The sequence below is a fragment of the Mycobacterium sp. IDUB_9 genome (assembly GCF_055419505.1).
In genome coordinates this window covers 1,054,421-1,068,878 of sequence record NZ_JBVAXU010000001.1, presented here as the reverse complement: position 1 = coordinate 1,068,878, position 14,458 = coordinate 1,054,421, and the positions used below count along the sequence as shown (strand labels likewise).

Here is a 14,458-nt window from a genome sequence, read left to right as displayed (position 1 = left end):
GCACAATCGCTGGCCGGACCAACCACGGATAAGCGAGGGAACTGTGGTGAACCTGCCACTCGACCAGCACGACATCGAAGTACAGACCGAACAGAGCTACATCGACGGGCTTTACACCCGCCTGGACGCCGAGCGCATCCGGGTGCGTGACCGCTACCGCACTGCCCTGCGCGAGCACGGCGGCTCTGCGGTGGAACGCGACGCCGAGGTGCGGGCGCTGGCCAAGGAGGCCGCCCGGCTCGACGTGGCCGACAACGGTCTGTGCTTCGGACGGCTGGAAACCGTTGCCGGAGAACATCTCTACGTCGGCCGCCTAGGCATCTTCGACCGTGAGGACGACTACGAGCCGCTGCTGCTGGACTGGCGGGCCCCGTTGGCCCGGCCGTTCTACACCGCAACGGGCGCCCACCCGGAGAACATGCGCCGGCGCCGCCAGTTCCGCACGCTGGGCCGCCGCCTGCTCGATTTCACCGACGAGGTGCTGGGCCGGCCCGCCGAGGGCGACGAAGGTGATGCGGCGCTGCTGGCCGCGGTGAACGCGCCGCGCGGTGAGGGCATGCGCGACATCGTCGCGACGATCCAGGCCGAACAGGACGAGGTCATCCGCAACGAGCACACCGGCGTGCTGGTGGTCGAGGGCGGCCCGGGCACCGGCAAGACCGTTGTGGCGCTGCACCGAGTGGCCTACCTGCTGTACACCCACCGGGAACGGATCGAGCGTCACGGTGTTCTCGTGGTCGGACCAAATGAGGCGTTCCTGCATCACATCGGCCGGGTGCTGCCCTCGTTGGGCGAGTCCGATGCGGTGTTCATGACGCCCGGTGACCTGGTGCACGGTCTGCAGGTCACCGCCGAGGATGCACCCGAGGTGGCTGCGATCAAGGGCGCGCTCACGATCCTCGACGTGCTGGCCGCCGCGGTGGCCGGCCGCCAGGAGGTCCCCGACGAGCCGATCCTGATCGAGCTCCCCGACGTCACCGTGCGCATCGACGCCGAAACCGCACAGTGGGCCATAGAGGAGGCCCGCGAAACCGGGCTGCCGCACAACGAGGCCCGTGCGACGTTCCGCGACATCGTCACCTATGTCCTCACCGAACGCGCGGTCGCGCGTATCGGCAAGGGGTGGTTGAGCCGTCAGGACAAGGCGGCGTGGGAGGAACTGCGGGCCAGTGTGGTCAGCGAACTCGACGACAACGCCGCCTTCGCGGCCGCGCTCGACCGGCTGTGGCCGATCCTGACCCCGGAGACCTTGCTGGCCCCGCTGTATTCGTCGACCGAACGGTTGTCCGCAGCCGGTGCCGACCCTCGGTTGTTCCGCACCGACGGCAGCGCCTGGACCGTATCCGACATACCCCTGCTCGACGAGCTGGTCGACTTGCTGGGCCGGGACAAGGCGGCCGACGAAGCCGCGGAACGCGAACGGCGCGAGGAAGCCGCCTACGCCGCGGGTGTGCTCGACCTGATGATCGCCCGCGAGGATCTGATGGACGACGAGGATCACCTGCTGGCCAGCGACCTGATCGACGCCGAGGACCTGGCCGACCGGTTCGTCGAGCGCGACACCCGGGAACTCGCCGAACGCGCTGCGGCCGACCGGGATTGGACCTACGGTCATGTTGTGGTCGACGAAGCCCAGGAATTGTCCGAGATGGACTGGCGGGTGTTGATGCGTCGTTGCCCACGCCGGTCCTTCACGGTGGTCGGGGATCTGGCCCAACGCCGCTCGGCTGCCGGGGCCCGGTCCTGGGACGCGATGCTCGAACCGTATGTGCCGGGCCGGTGGATCTACCGGACCCTGTCGGTCAACTACCGGACCCCAGCCGAGATCATGGCGGTGGCCGGGGCGCTGTTGGCCGAGTTCGCGCCCGGGGTCCAAGCACCGGAGTCCGTCCGGTCCTGCGGGGTGCAGCCCTGGTCGCGCCAACTTACCGTCAACGAAATTCCCTCGGCTGTCGAGGAATTCGTGCGGGAGGAAGCCGCCCGGGAAGGCACCAGCGTGGTGATCGGTCCGCCCGAGGTACCCGGCGCGGTGGCTCCGTCGGAAACCAAGGGGCTGGAGTTCGACGCCGTGCTCGTGGTGGAACCCGCACGCATCCTGGCCGACGGCGACCGCGGCGCCGCCGAGTTGTATGTCGCCCTCACCCGCGCGACGCAGCGCCTCGGCGTGCTGCACACCGAACCGCTACCCGACGCGTTGAACGGACTCGCACATGTCTGACGCTCCCGGCCCAGAAGCGACAGACTGCGCGATCGTGGGCGGCGGGCCCGCCGGGATGATGCTCGGACTGATCCTGGCCCGGTGCGGGGTGGCGGTCACCGTCATGGAGAAGCACGCAGACTTCCTGCGCGATTTCCGTGGGGACACCGTGCATCCGAGCACCATGCGCATGCTCGACGAGCTGGGACTCTTCGGCGAGTTCGACAAGCTCGGCTACAGCAAGGTGGAGAAGGCCGAGTTCGGTGTCGACGGTGACCCGGTGACGCTCATCGACTTCCGTCGGCTGCGCCAACCGCACCCTTACGTGGCGATGGTGCCGCAGTGGGACTTCCTCGACCTGCTGGCCGATGCGGGCCGCAGCGAACCCAACTTCACCCTGCGGATGCGGACCGAGGTGACCGGGCTGCTGCGCGACGGTGACCGCATCGTCGGGGTGCGCTACACCGGGCCCGACGGGGACGGTGAACTGCGTGCCGATCTCACCGTCGCCTGCGACGGACGCACATCGCTGGTCCGGCGGGAAGCCGGGCTGAGCACCCGGGACTATCCGGTGCCCTTCGACGTGTGGTGGTTCCGCTTGCCGCGCACCGAGGATGGCCAGTACTCGCTGATCCCGCGCACCGCACCCGGCCGGGCGTTGATCATGATTCCCCGCTCCGGCTACTTCCAGGTGGCCTACCTGATCCCGAAGGGCAGCGACGCCGGGCTGCGGGCCCGCGGCCTCGACGCCTTCCGGGCCGAGCTCGCCGAGCTGATCCCCGAAGCCGATACGGCCACGCTCGCCTCCTGGGACGACGTCAAGTGTCTCGACGTTCAACTCAACCGGCTGGAGCGGTGGCACCGCGACGGCCTGCTGTGTATCGGCGATGCCGCGCATGCCATGTCGCCCGTGGGCGGGGTCGGAATCAACGTCGCGATCCAGGATGCCGCGGCCGCCGCACGCCTGCTGTACCAGCCGCTTCGCGAGCATCGGGTCAGCGAATCCGACCTGGCCGCCGTCCAGCGTCAACGCAGCCTGCCGACCACGCTCACCCAGGGCTTCCAACGCATCCTGCATCGTCAGGTGCTGGCGCCGGTGATGGCAGGCGCCGAGATCACCCCACCGGGCGCGCTGCTGAACATCGTCCGCAAGTTCCCCCAACTCACCGCGATTCCGGCGTACCTGGTCGGCACCGGAGTACGGCCCGAGCACGTCGCCGCGCCGGCCCGCCGATAGGTACAGCGTGGCGGGCAAACAGAACCCCGAACAGCGGCGACGCGAATTGTGCGACGCGGCAATCAGTCTGCTGGCCCGCGAGGGCATCAAGGGCGTCACGCACCTCAAGGTCGACCGCAAGGCGGGGGTCGCCGAGGGGACCACGTCGTTCTACTTTCGCACCAGCGCGGCATTGGTACGGGCGACGGCCAACCGCATCGCCGATCTCGACCTGGCCGATCTCACCGCGGCCACCGGCTCGGGTACCCATGGCGACGTGCGCGGCCTGGCCCGGCTGGTGATCCGATCGGGTACCGGGGCGCGCCTGGTCCGCAGCAAGGCCCGCTACGAGCTGGTCATGCCCTCGAGCCGCGATGCCGGTCTGGCCGAAGCGTTCAGCCACAATCAGCAGCGGTTCTTCGAACTGCACCGCAACGTGGTGGCGGGTCTCTGCCGGGCCGATACCGATCCGGCATTGATCGACGAAAAGGCTTATGTACTACTGACTTTCATCAGCGGCCTGATGCTGGCCCTCGCCCGCGGCGACCGCACCATCAACTCCGACGAGGAACTCCACGCCATCATCACCGCGATCGTCGCCGCGGCCCCGGCCACCTCACATCGCGAAGGAGTAGCCGCCGTTGACCGGTAGCGTCTGGCCGGTGATCCACGAGCCGTGGTCACTGGCCAGCAGCACCGCCAGGTAGGCGACATCCTCGGGCATGCCGGGCCTGCGGATCGGGTAGCGCGACAGGATCGCCTTGGCCTGCGGGGAGTCGCCCATCTCGGCCCACAACGGTTCCGTGAGCGGTGTGCGCATGGTGCCCAGCGCGATGTTGTTGGCGGTGATGCCGTGGCGGCCGTTCTCCAGCGCGATCGACCGCGTCAGGCCCGCGGCACCGGCCTTGGCCGCCGCATAGACCGCGCCGCTGGCGTCCCCGGTCCGGCCGGCGTCCGAGACGATCGTGACGACCCGGCCCCACTGCCGCTCCACCATCGTCGGCAGCACCGCACGCGTGCAATGCAGCACGCCGTACAGATTCACCTGCAGGAAGGGGTTCCAGTCTCCGGGTGACGTTTCGGCGAACGGCATCCGCGCGGCAAATCCCTCGGCTCCGGCATTGCCGGCATTGTTCACCAGGATGTCGACGGGCCCGGCCTTTTCGATCGACTGCGTGACGGCGTCGTAGTCGGTGACGTCGAACGGTACGGCCACCGCATCGCCTCCCGCCTCACGCAACGAAGCGGCGGTTTCCTCGGCGCGGTCCGGGCGGAGGTCGTTGACCAATACCGTGGCCCCGGCCGCGATGAACGCCTCGGCCAGACCCCGGCCGACACCCTGGCCGGCACCGGTGATCAACACCCGCCGGTGCGACAGATCGAATTGCAATGTCATCGTCGGCGAGCTCTCCTGTGGTTCGGCTTGATTCCCGACAACCTACCGCACAGAGTCTCTATGTATGTAGAGTTCTGCACGCTGACGCATCCAAGACGGAACGGAGCCCGGGTGAAATTCATCTTCAACCTGCCCCACATGCTGCGACTCAAAGCGACGATGCAGCCGTGGGAAGCCGAAGTCACCGGCGCCGATCAGACCCGGATGGCGAAGCGGGCCGACGAGCTGGGCTACGACATGATCGCCGTGCCCGAGCATTTCGCCATCCCGCGTGAACACGTCGAGTTGTCCGGGCCGCACTATCTGCAGTCCACCGTCGCACAGGCCTACCTTGCGGGAGCCACCTCACGGATACGGCTCAACTCCTGCATCACGGTGCTGCCGCTCCAGCATCCGCTCATCCTCGCCAAGTCACTGGCCACGGCCGACTGGATGAGCAGTGGGCGGATGATGGTCACATTCGGAGTCGGTTGGCTGCAACGGGAATTCGAGCTACTCGGCGTTCCCTTTCACGAACGGGGACGGATTGCCGACGAGTACCTGGCGGCCATCATCGAGCTCTGGACCAGTGAGAACCCGCGGTTCGACGGCCAGTACGTGTCCTTCGACAACATCGCCGTCGAACCCAAACCGATTCAGAAACCGCACCTTCCGGTGTGGATCGGCGGGGATGCGGACGGGGCGCTCCGACGCGCGGCGAAGTATGCCACCGGGTGGTGGTCGTTTCTCACCCCTCCGGAAAAGCTGGCCGAGCGGATCGCGTTCATCAAGTCGCAGCCGGAATACGGCGAACGTGACTTCGATGTCGTGCACGGCATGGCGACCAGACGGGTCGGCGAGGCGCATGCCGTGCGTGAGGATCCCGATGCCCGGTCCGGCATGAGCGCCCAGGAAATCGTCGACCGGTTGTGTTGGCTGGCGGAGCAAGGCGTCACCGTCAGCGCCGTGCCGCTGCCCGCCGTCAGCGGTGTCGCCGAATATCTCGACTATGCCCAGTGGGTGATCGAGGAGATCAGACCGAAGGTGCCCTGATACCCCTAACCTGAAAGCGTTCAGCCATAGGAGGTAACTGATGAGCGACCACGACGTGCGGATGATCATTCTGTCGACCGACGATCTGGATGAGTCGATCCGGTTCTACAGCGAGACCTTGGGAATGGCGCTGAAGTTCCGCGACGGCGCCCACTTCGCCGCTCTCGACGGTGGATCCCTCACTCTGGCCCTGGCCACCGCGGTGGACCACCCGATCCCCGGGCAGGTGGTCGTCGGGATCAAGACCGCCGACGTGGACGGTGCCGCCAAGGCCATCGAGGCCAGTGGCGGCGGAATCATCAAGCACCCGTATGACGATGCCCACGAGCGCCGAGCCGTGGTCTACGACAACAAGGGCAACGGCCTGGTGTTCTACAGCCCGCTGGCCCGCTAGCCCGCCGAAGCCGCTGCGGCGAGCAGAGTTTCGGCCAGCCGCGCCGCAGCCGGTGTCATCCGGACCGCCGGCGGGGCGGCGAGATAGACCTGCCACAGCGCCGGGTCGCGCAACGCGACAGCCCGCAGATCACCGAAGCGCCGCGCCTCGGACGCCGGCATGAAGGACGTGCCCAGACCGTTGCCGACGAGTTCGGCGATCGCGGCGAATCCGGCCGGTACCTCGTACTGTGTCTGCGGCTGCACGCCGGCGCGGTGGAACGCCTCGTCCATCAGGCGCCGGAGCCCGAATTCGGGTGGGAATCCGACGAGGTCCTCCCCGGCCAGATCACCCAGATCGAGGCGACGACGGCGCGCCAAGCCATGGTCGTCACGGCACACGAACACCATCGGCTCCTCGAACAGCAGCTTCATGTCCAGCTGTGCCGGGAACCGGTTGGGCAGCGATACCAGGGCCAGATCCAGCGAGCCCTCCAGCAGGGCCGCCAGGTAGGCCGACGCGCCCGATTGGCTCAACCGCAACCGCAGCCGCACGAACGGGTGGGCCCGGTGAAAATCGCCGAGCGCACCGGCGACATTGACCGGCCCATACGAGATCAGCGAACCGAATTCGACTGTGCCCATGAGAGCCCCGCGGAACTGACCGGCAGATTCGGTGGCCGCACGAGCTGCGTGCAACACCTCGTAGGCGTGGGGCCGGAAGGACTCCCCCGCGGCGGTGAGGCTGATCCGTTGCCGCGACCGGTCGAACAATTCCACGCCGAGTTCGCGCTCCAGCTTCGCGATCGACGTCGACAGTGCCGACTGCACGACATGCGCGCGTTCGGCGGCGCGGGTGAAGCTCAGCTCGCCGGCCACTGCGATGAAGTGTTCGATCTGTCGTAACTCCACCGTGTCATTCTATCTATGTTGTCGATGGGGCTGATCAGATCCAATCGTTGGACTTGATGGACAAACGACGGTGGAATGGACGGTATGAGCCGGCGACAAGGAGCAGCAACGGTGAACGGTTTGAGCAGAAGGAATTTCGGCTTCCTCACGGCGGCCGCCGCCGGGGCGGCGACACTGGCGGCCTGCGGCACACCCGCCACTCCGGCACCGTCGTCGGGATCGCCGGCCGGGATCCCCGCGAAACCGACGCACACCCTGAACCCGGTGAAACAGATCGACGCAGGCGATCTCAACGTCGGATACACCGAAGCCGGGCCGGCCGACGGGCCTCCGGTGATCCTGCTGCACGGCTGGCCCTACGACATCCACAGCTACGCCGACGCCTCGGCGCTGCTCGCCGAGAAGGGCTTCCGCGTCATCGTGCCCTACCTGCGCGGGTTCGGCTCGACCACGTTCCGCTCCGCCGGCACCGTGCGCAACGGCCAGCAGGCGGCGTTGGCCCAGGACGTCATCGCGCTGATGGACGCGCTCGACATCCCCGACGCCGTGCTCGGCGGATACGACTGGGGTGGGCGCACCGCCAACAACGTTGCCGCACTCTGGCCGCAACGCTGTGCAGGACTGGTCGCAGTAAGCGGCTACATCACCGTCAACCTGGCCGCCAACCTCAAGCCGCTGGCGCCGGAGGCCGAATTGGGTTGGTGGTACCAGTACTACTTCGCCACCCCGCGCGGTGAACTCGGCTACCGCCAGAACACCCGAGAGTTCAACCGGCTGATCTGGACCAAGGCCTCACCGCTGTGGCACTTCGACGATTCCACCTACGAGCTGTCCGCTGCAGCGTTCGACAATCCCGACCATGTCGACATCGTGGTGCACAACTACCGTTGGCGGCTCAGCCTGGCTCCCGGCGAAGCCCGCTATGACGCCGACGAAGCACGGCTGGCCGGAAAGCCGCCCGTCACCGTGCCGACCATCACGATCGGCTCCGACTTCGACGGTGCGGCCAAGGACGGGTCCGGGTACCGCGCGCTCTACACCGGGCCCTACGAACACCGCGTCCTGGACGGCATCGGGCACAACGTGCCCCAGGAAGCACCGGAACAGTTTGTCGCCGCCATCGCTGATGTCAGCCGCATGGGCCGCTGAGGTCACCGCTCAGGTGGTAAATATCGACAGATGCACGTACACCTCATCGGGCGACCGCTCGTCGACGATGATGTCGCGGTACACCGTCCGCCCGGCCTTGGTGGTGACCCGATCCTGGGCATACAGCGGATTCGGCGCATCGGACAACTGCGGTCCGGCGATCACCGGTGTGGTGCGGGGGATCTCCGAGGCCTGGGGCTGTTCTTTGAACTGCGACAACAACTCCCGTAACTGTGCGGCGTTCATCCGCAACGCCAACCGGTAGCGGGTGTCGATGCCCGAGTCTGAATCTGTGTCCAACACCTCGGCTCCCCCGGGCAGAGCCACGTCGCCGAACTCGGCGGCCGTCGCCGCGGAGACCTGATCTCCCGACGACCTGTCCCCGGGGGACGTGGCGTCCGGTGTCGAGCATGCGGTGAAAAGCAACGCCAGGGAGAACAACCAGAGTGCCAGCGCGGTGCGCTTCTCACCCGTCATGACAATCCCGTCGTCAGGGGTACGGCCGTCCGGTCAGCTTCCGGATCGTGCGGACCTCACCGTCCCGGTAGGGCCGACCATCAGCATGGAACAAGTCATGGAACCACAGCGGCGGCGGTGTTCGGTACGGCCGGTCCCAGGAGTCCCAGGGCAGGTAGGTCTGCGTCTTACCCGCCACCAGACCCCAGTTGTAGGCGCCGACGTTGAGTCGTTTGGCGATGGGCAGTACGCCTTCGATGGTGCTGCCCTCCTCTCGCGCCAGATATTCGGTGCACATGATCGGACGTCCCATCGGTGCCAGCTCACCGATCCGGGCCTCGAAGCCGGCGGGTTCGTCGTAGCTGTGGAAGGTCAGCACATCGGAGAGGTCGAGCTGGAGTGTCGCCATCCGACTACGCGCCTTCGGATCAGCCCACGGGCCGTCCCACACACCGCTGGTCAACGGTTGTACGGGATTGACCGACCGGGCCCAGCCGAAGACCTGCGGCAGCAGCTCTTCGATCAGGGCGACCTTGTCCTGCCGTTCCACGTCACGGTAGGTCGCCGACGGATTGTCCGGCTCATTCCACAGGTCCCACCCCAGCACCCGTTCGTCGCGACGGAACTGGCTGATCACGCCGACGACATACTCACGCAACGTTCGCCGGTACCGGTGATCGTCCAGGTTCTGCGCACCCGGACCCTGCACCCACACCGAGTTGTGTATCCCGGGCCGTGGCCGCCGCTGACGCCCCAACCGGGGAAACGGATCCCAGCAGGAGTCGAACAGCACAAACAGCGGTTTGATGCCGTGGCTGGCGGAAAGAGCAACGAATTGGGCCAGCCGACTCTGAAAGCCGATGCGGTCCTGGGCCCACAGCTGGTCGTGCAGGAAGACGCGCACAGTGTTGAACCCGGCCAACCGGGCGATGCGTAACTCGCTGTCGATCCGCTGCAGGTCATAGGTTTCGGGCTGGAACATCTCCAGCTGATTGCCCGCGTTCGACGGAATGAAGTTGGCGCCGACCAGCCAACCCTGCTCGGCGTACCAGCGGTGCGCCCGCTCAGGTGACCAGCGGGCCCCGTGGCCGTCGATCTGCGCATCGGCCCGCGGCGCCCTGGCCACCGACAGACCCGCGGTGATCAGCAGCGACAGCTTGAACGCGGCACGACGGCCCATACTGGCGCCGTCGTCTTTTCCGTTGACCTGCTTGAACTTACGAATCAAATGGCATCTCCTGTGTAAAACGCGTGGCGCTCGACGGGTACCCACCACAAGCGATCCCAACTCCACGATGAGTTGTCGACTCCGCATCCGCCGGTACCGTTGCACTGGTGATGCACGCGGACGACGAGAAGGTCCCCAAGCGGGTCGGGGTCAGCACCCTGACCGGCGTTTCGGAAACCGCACTGCTGACCCTGAACGGCCGGGCTGCTCAGGCCCGCCATCCCCACCCCATCATCGATGATGCCATGGCCGTCCAATTGGCCGATTCCATCGACTGTGACTTCGACAAGTTCGGCCGCCGGACCGGCCAGGAGATGGCCTTACGCTCGCTGGCCTTCGACAAGGCTGCCCTGCAGTACCTGAGCAAACACCCGTCCGCCACGGTGGTCGCGTTGGCCGAAGGTCTGCAAACCAGTTTCTGGCGACTCGACGCCGCACTGCCCGGCGCCCGGTTCCGTTGGCTGACCGTAGATTTCCCGCCGATCGTCGAACTGCGCGAGCAGCTTCTGCCCTCCTCCGACCGGATCGCCGCCCGGGCCCAGTCAGCGCTGGACTACAACTGGATGGACGGGGTGGACGCCTCCGACGGTGTCTTCATCACCGCGGAAGGCCTCTTGATGTACCTGCAGCCCGACGAGGCAGTGGGCCTGATCACCGAGTGCGCGAAGCGTTTTCCCGGGGGCCAGATGATCTTCGATCTGCCGCCTGTACTGGTGAAGAAGTTCGCGCCCAAGGGCATGCGGTCTTCACGGCACTACCGCGTGCCGCCGATGCCGTTCAGCATGTCACCGGCCGAACTGGCGAACCTGGCCCACACGGTGCCCGGTATCAAAGCCGTGCATGATCTCCCGATGCCCAGCGGACGCGGGTGGTTCTTCCGCACCGCATTCCCGGCGTTCTGGCAGTTCCGGCCCACCAAGCAGTTCCGCGGCGCCTACACGCTGCTGGAGTTCGGCTGACTAACCGCCTGCGGCGGCCAGCCGGGCCCGCTCCCGCATCGAGGCGACGACGCCGCCATCGTTGAGGATGTCCGTGCCGGTGAGGTAACCCGCCCGATCGCTGGCGCAGTAGGCCAGGAGATCGGCCATCTCTTCGGCCTTGCCCCATCGCGGAACGGCGGCATCGGCCACCATCGCGCCCGCGCCGGCCTGTTCCTCCAACCGGCCCATCTCGGTGTCTACGGAGCCCGGGGAAATCGAAACGATCCGGATGCCGCGGGCGTTGAACCGCTCAGCCTGTGACGAGCTGTACCACTTCACGAAGGCCTTGCTGATCGCATAGGAAAACCCTGAGCGCATGTCTTCGGGAGCCATGCTGCACGCGGCCAGCATTTCGGTGAGGAACCGGTCCTGGTCCTGCAGTGCCAGCGGAAACTGCTGCACCGGAATGACCTCCTCGGGCAGCAGGTGCGCCGCCATAGATGCCACGTTGACGATCGCCGCGCCTTCGGCCGCGGTGGCGAAAAACGCCTCGTTCACCTGCAATGTGCCCAGAGCGTTGGTCCTCATCACGTAATCGGCATCGCCCATGCTGGGACTGACCCCGGCCGTATGGATGACCGCGCTGACGGTGCCCAGGCCGGCCGCGGTCTCCAACAACCGGTCGACCGCGGCCCGGTCGGTGACATCGGCGTTGACGATTCTGGCGGCGATCCCCACGTCCCCGAGGGCGGTGGCTGCGGCGTCAAGGCGCTCCTGCCGGACATCGCACAACACCACTGTCTGTTCCCGACCGACGACCTTGGCCGTAGCCAGTCCCATGCCGCCCGCGCCGCCTGTGATCACCGTCACCCGTGTCATGGCTAGCACGGTATACGACCCTCACCGCGGCATTCCCCACAGCCAATATCGGCGGCCCGCTGTGTAACCGAACCGACCGGCATATAACGGGTAGTGATGACAGATGGCCCGACGATGACGCTGACGAACCGTTGTCGATTGCCGGTGGCGGATCGCTCGCTATGACCTGCCCGTATTGCGGATCACCACTCGATGATGCCGACACCTGCAGTCGCTGTGGGCAGATCCACGGGTCCGCGTCCACCGGGTGGCGCCCGGACCCCACCGCGCGCCACGAAGGCCGCTACTTCATCACCGGGCATCCGACGAATCGGGTACGTGACGGCAGAAGAGCATCGACCGATCCGGATGGTGGGCGGATGCTGCCCGACTACCTCGAACTGAAGACGTCAGGCATCAGGACGACCTGGCTGGGGACCACCGCCGCGGCGACGATCATCGTGATGACCGCGGCCGTGGTCTGGATCTTGATGGTGGCGGGCCGCAGGCCGCCACCCGCGCCCGAAGCCGGATATCTCAACGCACTGAAGGATTCCGGGCTCAGCGATCAGTTCAATTCAGACGCCAACGCCGTCGCCCACGGACGGCAGGTTTGCCGCCGGCTGGAAGACGGCGAACCGCAGCAAGGTCTGCTCGCCGACAAGATCGCGGTCGACACCTTCTGTCCGCATTTCTCCCAGGGCTTCCGGATCCTCGAAAAGGCCGACGTCACGGGCACTTTCGTACTCACCGACAATTCCGGGGCGGAGGGCATCGTCTCCGACGGAGCAAAATGCCAGGGCGCAAACGGATACGCCGACGTCAATCCCGCTACTCCCGTCACCGTCAAGAACGGCAAAGGCGAGGTCCTGGCCACCACCACCCTCGGGCCAGGTAAGAGCGGTGATGCCAACTGCACCTTCTCCTTCACCGTGCCACTGACCGAAGGTCAGGATCGCTACGTCCTTTCGGTCGGACGTCGTGGCGAGTTCAGCTATAGCTTCGAACAGCTTGTGGCCAAGGGCATTCTGATGCAGCTCGGCCAGTGATGTTTGCGAAAATGACGCTCTGACGCACGGTTTGCGTCGACGCCGCACCTTCCATATCACGGCGGACGCCGGCGTTTGGAAACGATGTGGTCACGAGTGCGGCTCGCTCACGCGTCATCCCCGCAACCATCTGAGAACTTGTATGGACACCGGTATCGGGCAGTTCTACGGTTGCGCTCGACCCAATTTCCATCGATGTAATTTCAGCACGAAAAAAGGGAGTCGATCGGGGATGACCACCTTTGCCCACATCACAGTCAAGGCTGCTGTCAGCGCGGGAATCTGCCTGACCGCAGTGGCCGCCGCGGTGGCACTGAGCCCGTACGCAGCGGCGCTGCCACTCAAGACGGGCGGATACAAATGCGTTGACGCGGCCGGCGCAGCGCCCGGCGCACCGGTGTGCGCCGCTCCGGCAGTGGAAGCCGCGGGCATTGCTCCCGCCGCCGTTCCTCCGGTACCCCTGGCGCCGCCACCGGTGGTACCTCCTCCAGTGCCGCTGGCGCCGCCCCCGATAGGCGTTCCGCCGGTTCCTCTGGCACCGCCACCGGTGCCAGTCGTGCCGGCTGCCGCTCCCGTGCCCGCAGCGCCTATCGCTGCTCCGGTCGTCATAGCGGCCGGCACCGCGACCGGTAAGGGTGTGCCGACCGTGTCACCCGGCGGAGGTCCGGTCGCCGGCACGCCGACGCTGCCCGGTCCCGCGGACGGAGCCGGTGGCTAGTCCATCCACTGGCATTACGAAAGGCGCCCGGCTCACGAGCCGGGCGCCTTTTGCGTGCCTTGGGATGTCACGGGTGCTACGGGGTACCTGGTTTTCGCGCTTTTGGCCAGCCCCGCAGCAGGATTCGCTATTCCTGGACGATCACCGGATCACCGATGTGCACCGTGTTGAAGTACCACTCGGCGGCGGCCGGGATCAGGCTGATACAGCCGTGGCTCGTGTTGTCCAGCCCCATCGACGGCACGGCCCACGGCGCCGAATGCACGAACAGACCACGCTCGGTGAAGCGGACCGCGTAGTCCACGTCGAGAAGGTATCCGTCAGGAGCATCGACGGGTATACCGACACTGCTCGAGTCCATCTTCACGGTGCGGTCTTTCCCCAGAACGGCGTATGTGCCGACCGGGGTTGAATATTCCGGACGGCCCAGGGAAGCCAGCAGCACACCCGCTTCGCCGGCGTGCGGCAGGTGGTGCGGCGCCGGCAGATCGATCGGCGGCTCTTCACCGATTCCGTCGATGGTCACGGTGAAGGTGTGCTCGGAGATGTCTGCGACACCGATAACGGCTGGGCCCGTTTGAAATTCGGTCCGCATACCGCCCACTGACAACATCACGGTGCTGTGCGCCGGCCAGAACTCGGCCGGTTTCCACGACACGACATTGGCGTCGAGCCACTCATAGGTGCCCGCACGGGCCGGTGTCGACTTGAGCCCGAGGGCACGTTCGACAACGGGGCGGTTGGTGACCGGGTTCTTGAACGTGACCACCACCGGATGCCCCACACCCACGACGGCGCCGTCGGCCGGCGCGATCGATTCGATGGTCGACGTCAGCGGAAGACTCACCGCTGCCGTATCGACGCTGTTGCTACCCCCGGAGAAGTAGGTCGTGGCGACGACGACCAGCACGAGAACACCCTGAAAAACCGCGCGCATCAAACCGATCTCTCTGCG

15 protein-coding genes are annotated in these 14,458 nt (G+C 66.5%); 9 read left to right on the top strand and 6 right to left on the bottom strand.

What is annotated here, in order from left to right; translation table 11 throughout:
• Nucleotides 1-52: 52 nt before the first annotated feature.
• Genes helR through ACZY08_RS05170 form a run of 3 tightly spaced genes read left to right on the top strand, consistent with a single transcriptional unit; the run spans nt 53 to nt 4,065 of the window.
• A complete protein-coding gene (helR, locus tag ACZY08_RS05180) occupies nt 53-2,218 on the top strand; it encodes an RNA polymerase recycling motor ATPase HelR (protein WP_463744153.1) in 2,166 nt (721 codons plus the stop codon).
• On the top strand, nt 2,211-3,434 hold the full coding sequence (locus ACZY08_RS05175; protein ID WP_463743492.1) for an FAD-dependent oxidoreductase: 1,224 nt from the start codon (nt 2,211-2,213) through the stop codon (nt 3,432-3,434). Before helR ends, ACZY08_RS05175 begins: the two co-directional genes overlap by 8 nt.
• A 7-nt stretch (nt 3,435-3,441) precedes the next feature.
• A complete protein-coding gene (locus ACZY08_RS05170; RefSeq protein WP_463743491.1) occupies nt 3,442-4,065 on the top strand; it encodes a TetR/AcrR family transcriptional regulator in 624 nt (207 codons plus the stop codon).
• Here the strand turns inward: ACZY08_RS05170 and ACZY08_RS05165 are convergent.
• Nucleotides 4,030-4,809 (bottom strand): SDR family NAD(P)-dependent oxidoreductase, encoded by a 780-nt coding sequence (locus ACZY08_RS05165; RefSeq protein ID WP_463743490.1) that lies wholly within the window; start codon nt 4,807-4,809, stop codon nt 4,030-4,032. The genes ACZY08_RS05170 and ACZY08_RS05165 overlap by 36 nt on opposite strands.
• A 111-nt stretch (nt 4,810-4,920) precedes the next feature.
• Here ACZY08_RS05165 and ACZY08_RS05160 point away from each other — a divergent pair, with 111 nt between their 5' ends.
• Entirely contained in the window at nt 4,921-5,841 is a 921-nt protein-coding gene (locus ACZY08_RS05160; protein WP_463743489.1) for a TIGR03619 family F420-dependent LLM class oxidoreductase, read from the top strand.
• Nucleotides 5,842-5,881: 40 nt separating this feature from the next.
• Nucleotides 5,882-6,235, top strand: coding sequence for a VOC family protein (locus ACZY08_RS05155; RefSeq protein ID WP_463743488.1), 354 nt, complete (start codon nt 5,882-5,884; stop codon nt 6,233-6,235).
• Here ACZY08_RS05155 and ACZY08_RS05150 read toward each other — a convergent pair.
• Nucleotides 6,232-7,125 (bottom strand): LysR family transcriptional regulator, encoded by an 894-nt coding sequence (locus tag ACZY08_RS05150; RefSeq protein WP_463743487.1) that lies wholly within the window; start codon nt 7,123-7,125, stop codon nt 6,232-6,234. The two genes, ACZY08_RS05155 and ACZY08_RS05150, sit on opposite strands and share 4 nt — an antisense overlap.
• 84 nt (nt 7,126-7,209) lie before the next feature.
• Between ACZY08_RS05150 and ACZY08_RS05145 the strand changes: the two genes are divergently transcribed.
• The gene (locus ACZY08_RS05145; protein ID WP_463743486.1) at nt 7,210-8,274 is read left to right on the top strand and encodes an alpha/beta fold hydrolase; all 1,065 of its coding nucleotides are present in this window, start codon (nt 7,210-7,212) and stop codon (nt 8,272-8,274) included.
• 9 nt (nt 8,275-8,283) lie between these two features.
• Here the strand turns inward: ACZY08_RS05145 and ACZY08_RS05140 are convergent, their stop codons facing one another.
• Entirely contained in the window at nt 8,284-8,751 is a 468-nt protein-coding gene (locus ACZY08_RS05140) for a hypothetical protein (protein ID WP_463743485.1), read from the bottom strand.
• A 13-nt stretch (nt 8,752-8,764) separates the two neighbouring features.
• The gene (locus ACZY08_RS05135; RefSeq protein ID WP_463744152.1) at nt 8,765-9,910 is read right to left on the bottom strand and encodes a glycoside hydrolase 5 family protein; all 1,146 of its coding nucleotides are present in this window, start codon (nt 9,908-9,910) and stop codon (nt 8,765-8,767) included.
• 158 nt (nt 9,911-10,068) lie between these two features.
• Between ACZY08_RS05135 and ACZY08_RS05130 the strand changes: the two genes are divergently transcribed.
• Entirely contained in the window at nt 10,069-10,917 is an 849-nt protein-coding gene (locus ACZY08_RS05130) for a class I SAM-dependent methyltransferase (RefSeq protein WP_463744151.1), read from the top strand.
• Here the strand turns inward: ACZY08_RS05130 and ACZY08_RS05125 are convergent, their stop codons facing one another.
• Nucleotides 10,918-11,757 (bottom strand): SDR family oxidoreductase, encoded by an 840-nt coding sequence (locus ACZY08_RS05125; RefSeq protein ID WP_463743484.1) that lies wholly within the window; start codon nt 11,755-11,757, stop codon nt 10,918-10,920. It lies immediately after the preceding gene.
• Nucleotides 11,758-11,918: 161 nt separating this feature from the next.
• On the opposite strand from ACZY08_RS05125, the gene ACZY08_RS05120 reads away from it, so the two are divergent.
• Nucleotides 11,919-12,785 (top strand): DUF732 domain-containing protein, encoded by an 867-nt coding sequence (locus ACZY08_RS05120; RefSeq protein ID WP_463743483.1) that lies wholly within the window; start codon nt 11,919-11,921, stop codon nt 12,783-12,785.
• Between the two features lie 232 nt (nt 12,786-13,017).
• Nucleotides 13,018-13,503, top strand: a complete 486-nt coding sequence (locus ACZY08_RS05115; RefSeq protein ID WP_463743482.1) for a hypothetical protein — start codon at nt 13,018-13,020, stop codon at nt 13,501-13,503.
• A 127-nt stretch (nt 13,504-13,630) separates the two neighbouring features.
• Here ACZY08_RS05115 and ACZY08_RS05110 read toward each other — a convergent pair whose 3' ends face one another.
• Nucleotides 13,631-14,440 (bottom strand): L,D-transpeptidase, encoded by an 810-nt coding sequence (locus ACZY08_RS05110; RefSeq protein ID WP_463743481.1) that lies wholly within the window; start codon nt 14,438-14,440, stop codon nt 13,631-13,633.
• Nucleotides 14,441-14,458 lie beyond the last annotated feature (18 nt).

Excerpts from the sequence above, each read along its gene's own strand:
- ACZY08_RS05175 (WP_463743492.1), top strand. The coding sequence starts at position 2,211 with ATGTCTGACGCTCCCGGCCCAGAAGCGACAGACTGCGCGATCGTGGGC.
- ACZY08_RS05155 (WP_463743488.1), top strand. The coding sequence starts at position 5,882 with ATGAGCGACCACGACGTGCGGATGATCATTCTGTCGACCGACGATCTG.
- ACZY08_RS05130 (WP_463744151.1), top strand. The coding sequence starts at position 10,069 with ATGCACGCGGACGACGAGAAGGTCCCCAAGCGGGTCGGGGTCAGCACC.
- ACZY08_RS05145 (WP_463743486.1), top strand. The coding sequence starts at position 7,210 with ATGAGCCGGCGACAAGGAGCAGCAACGGTGAACGGTTTGAGCAGAAGG.
- ACZY08_RS05135 (WP_463744152.1), bottom strand. The coding sequence starts at position 9,910 with ATGGGCCGTCGTGCCGCGTTCAAGCTGTCGCTGCTGATCACCGCGGGT.
- ACZY08_RS05110 (WP_463743481.1), bottom strand. The coding sequence starts at position 14,440 with ATGCGCGCGGTTTTTCAGGGTGTTCTCGTGCTGGTCGTCGTCGCCACG.
- ACZY08_RS05115 (WP_463743482.1), top strand. The coding sequence starts at position 13,018 with ATGACCACCTTTGCCCACATCACAGTCAAGGCTGCTGTCAGCGCGGGA.
- ACZY08_RS05165 (WP_463743490.1), bottom strand. The coding sequence starts at position 4,809 with ATGACATTGCAATTCGATCTGTCGCACCGGCGGGTGTTGATCACCGGT.
- ACZY08_RS05120 (WP_463743483.1), top strand. The coding sequence starts at position 11,919 with ATGACCTGCCCGTATTGCGGATCACCACTCGATGATGCCGACACCTGC.
- ACZY08_RS05140 (WP_463743485.1), bottom strand. The coding sequence starts at position 8,751 with ATGACGGGTGAGAAGCGCACCGCGCTGGCACTCTGGTTGTTCTCCCTG.
- ACZY08_RS05125 (WP_463743484.1), bottom strand. The coding sequence starts at position 11,757 with ATGACACGGGTGACGGTGATCACAGGCGGCGCGGGCGGCATGGGACTG.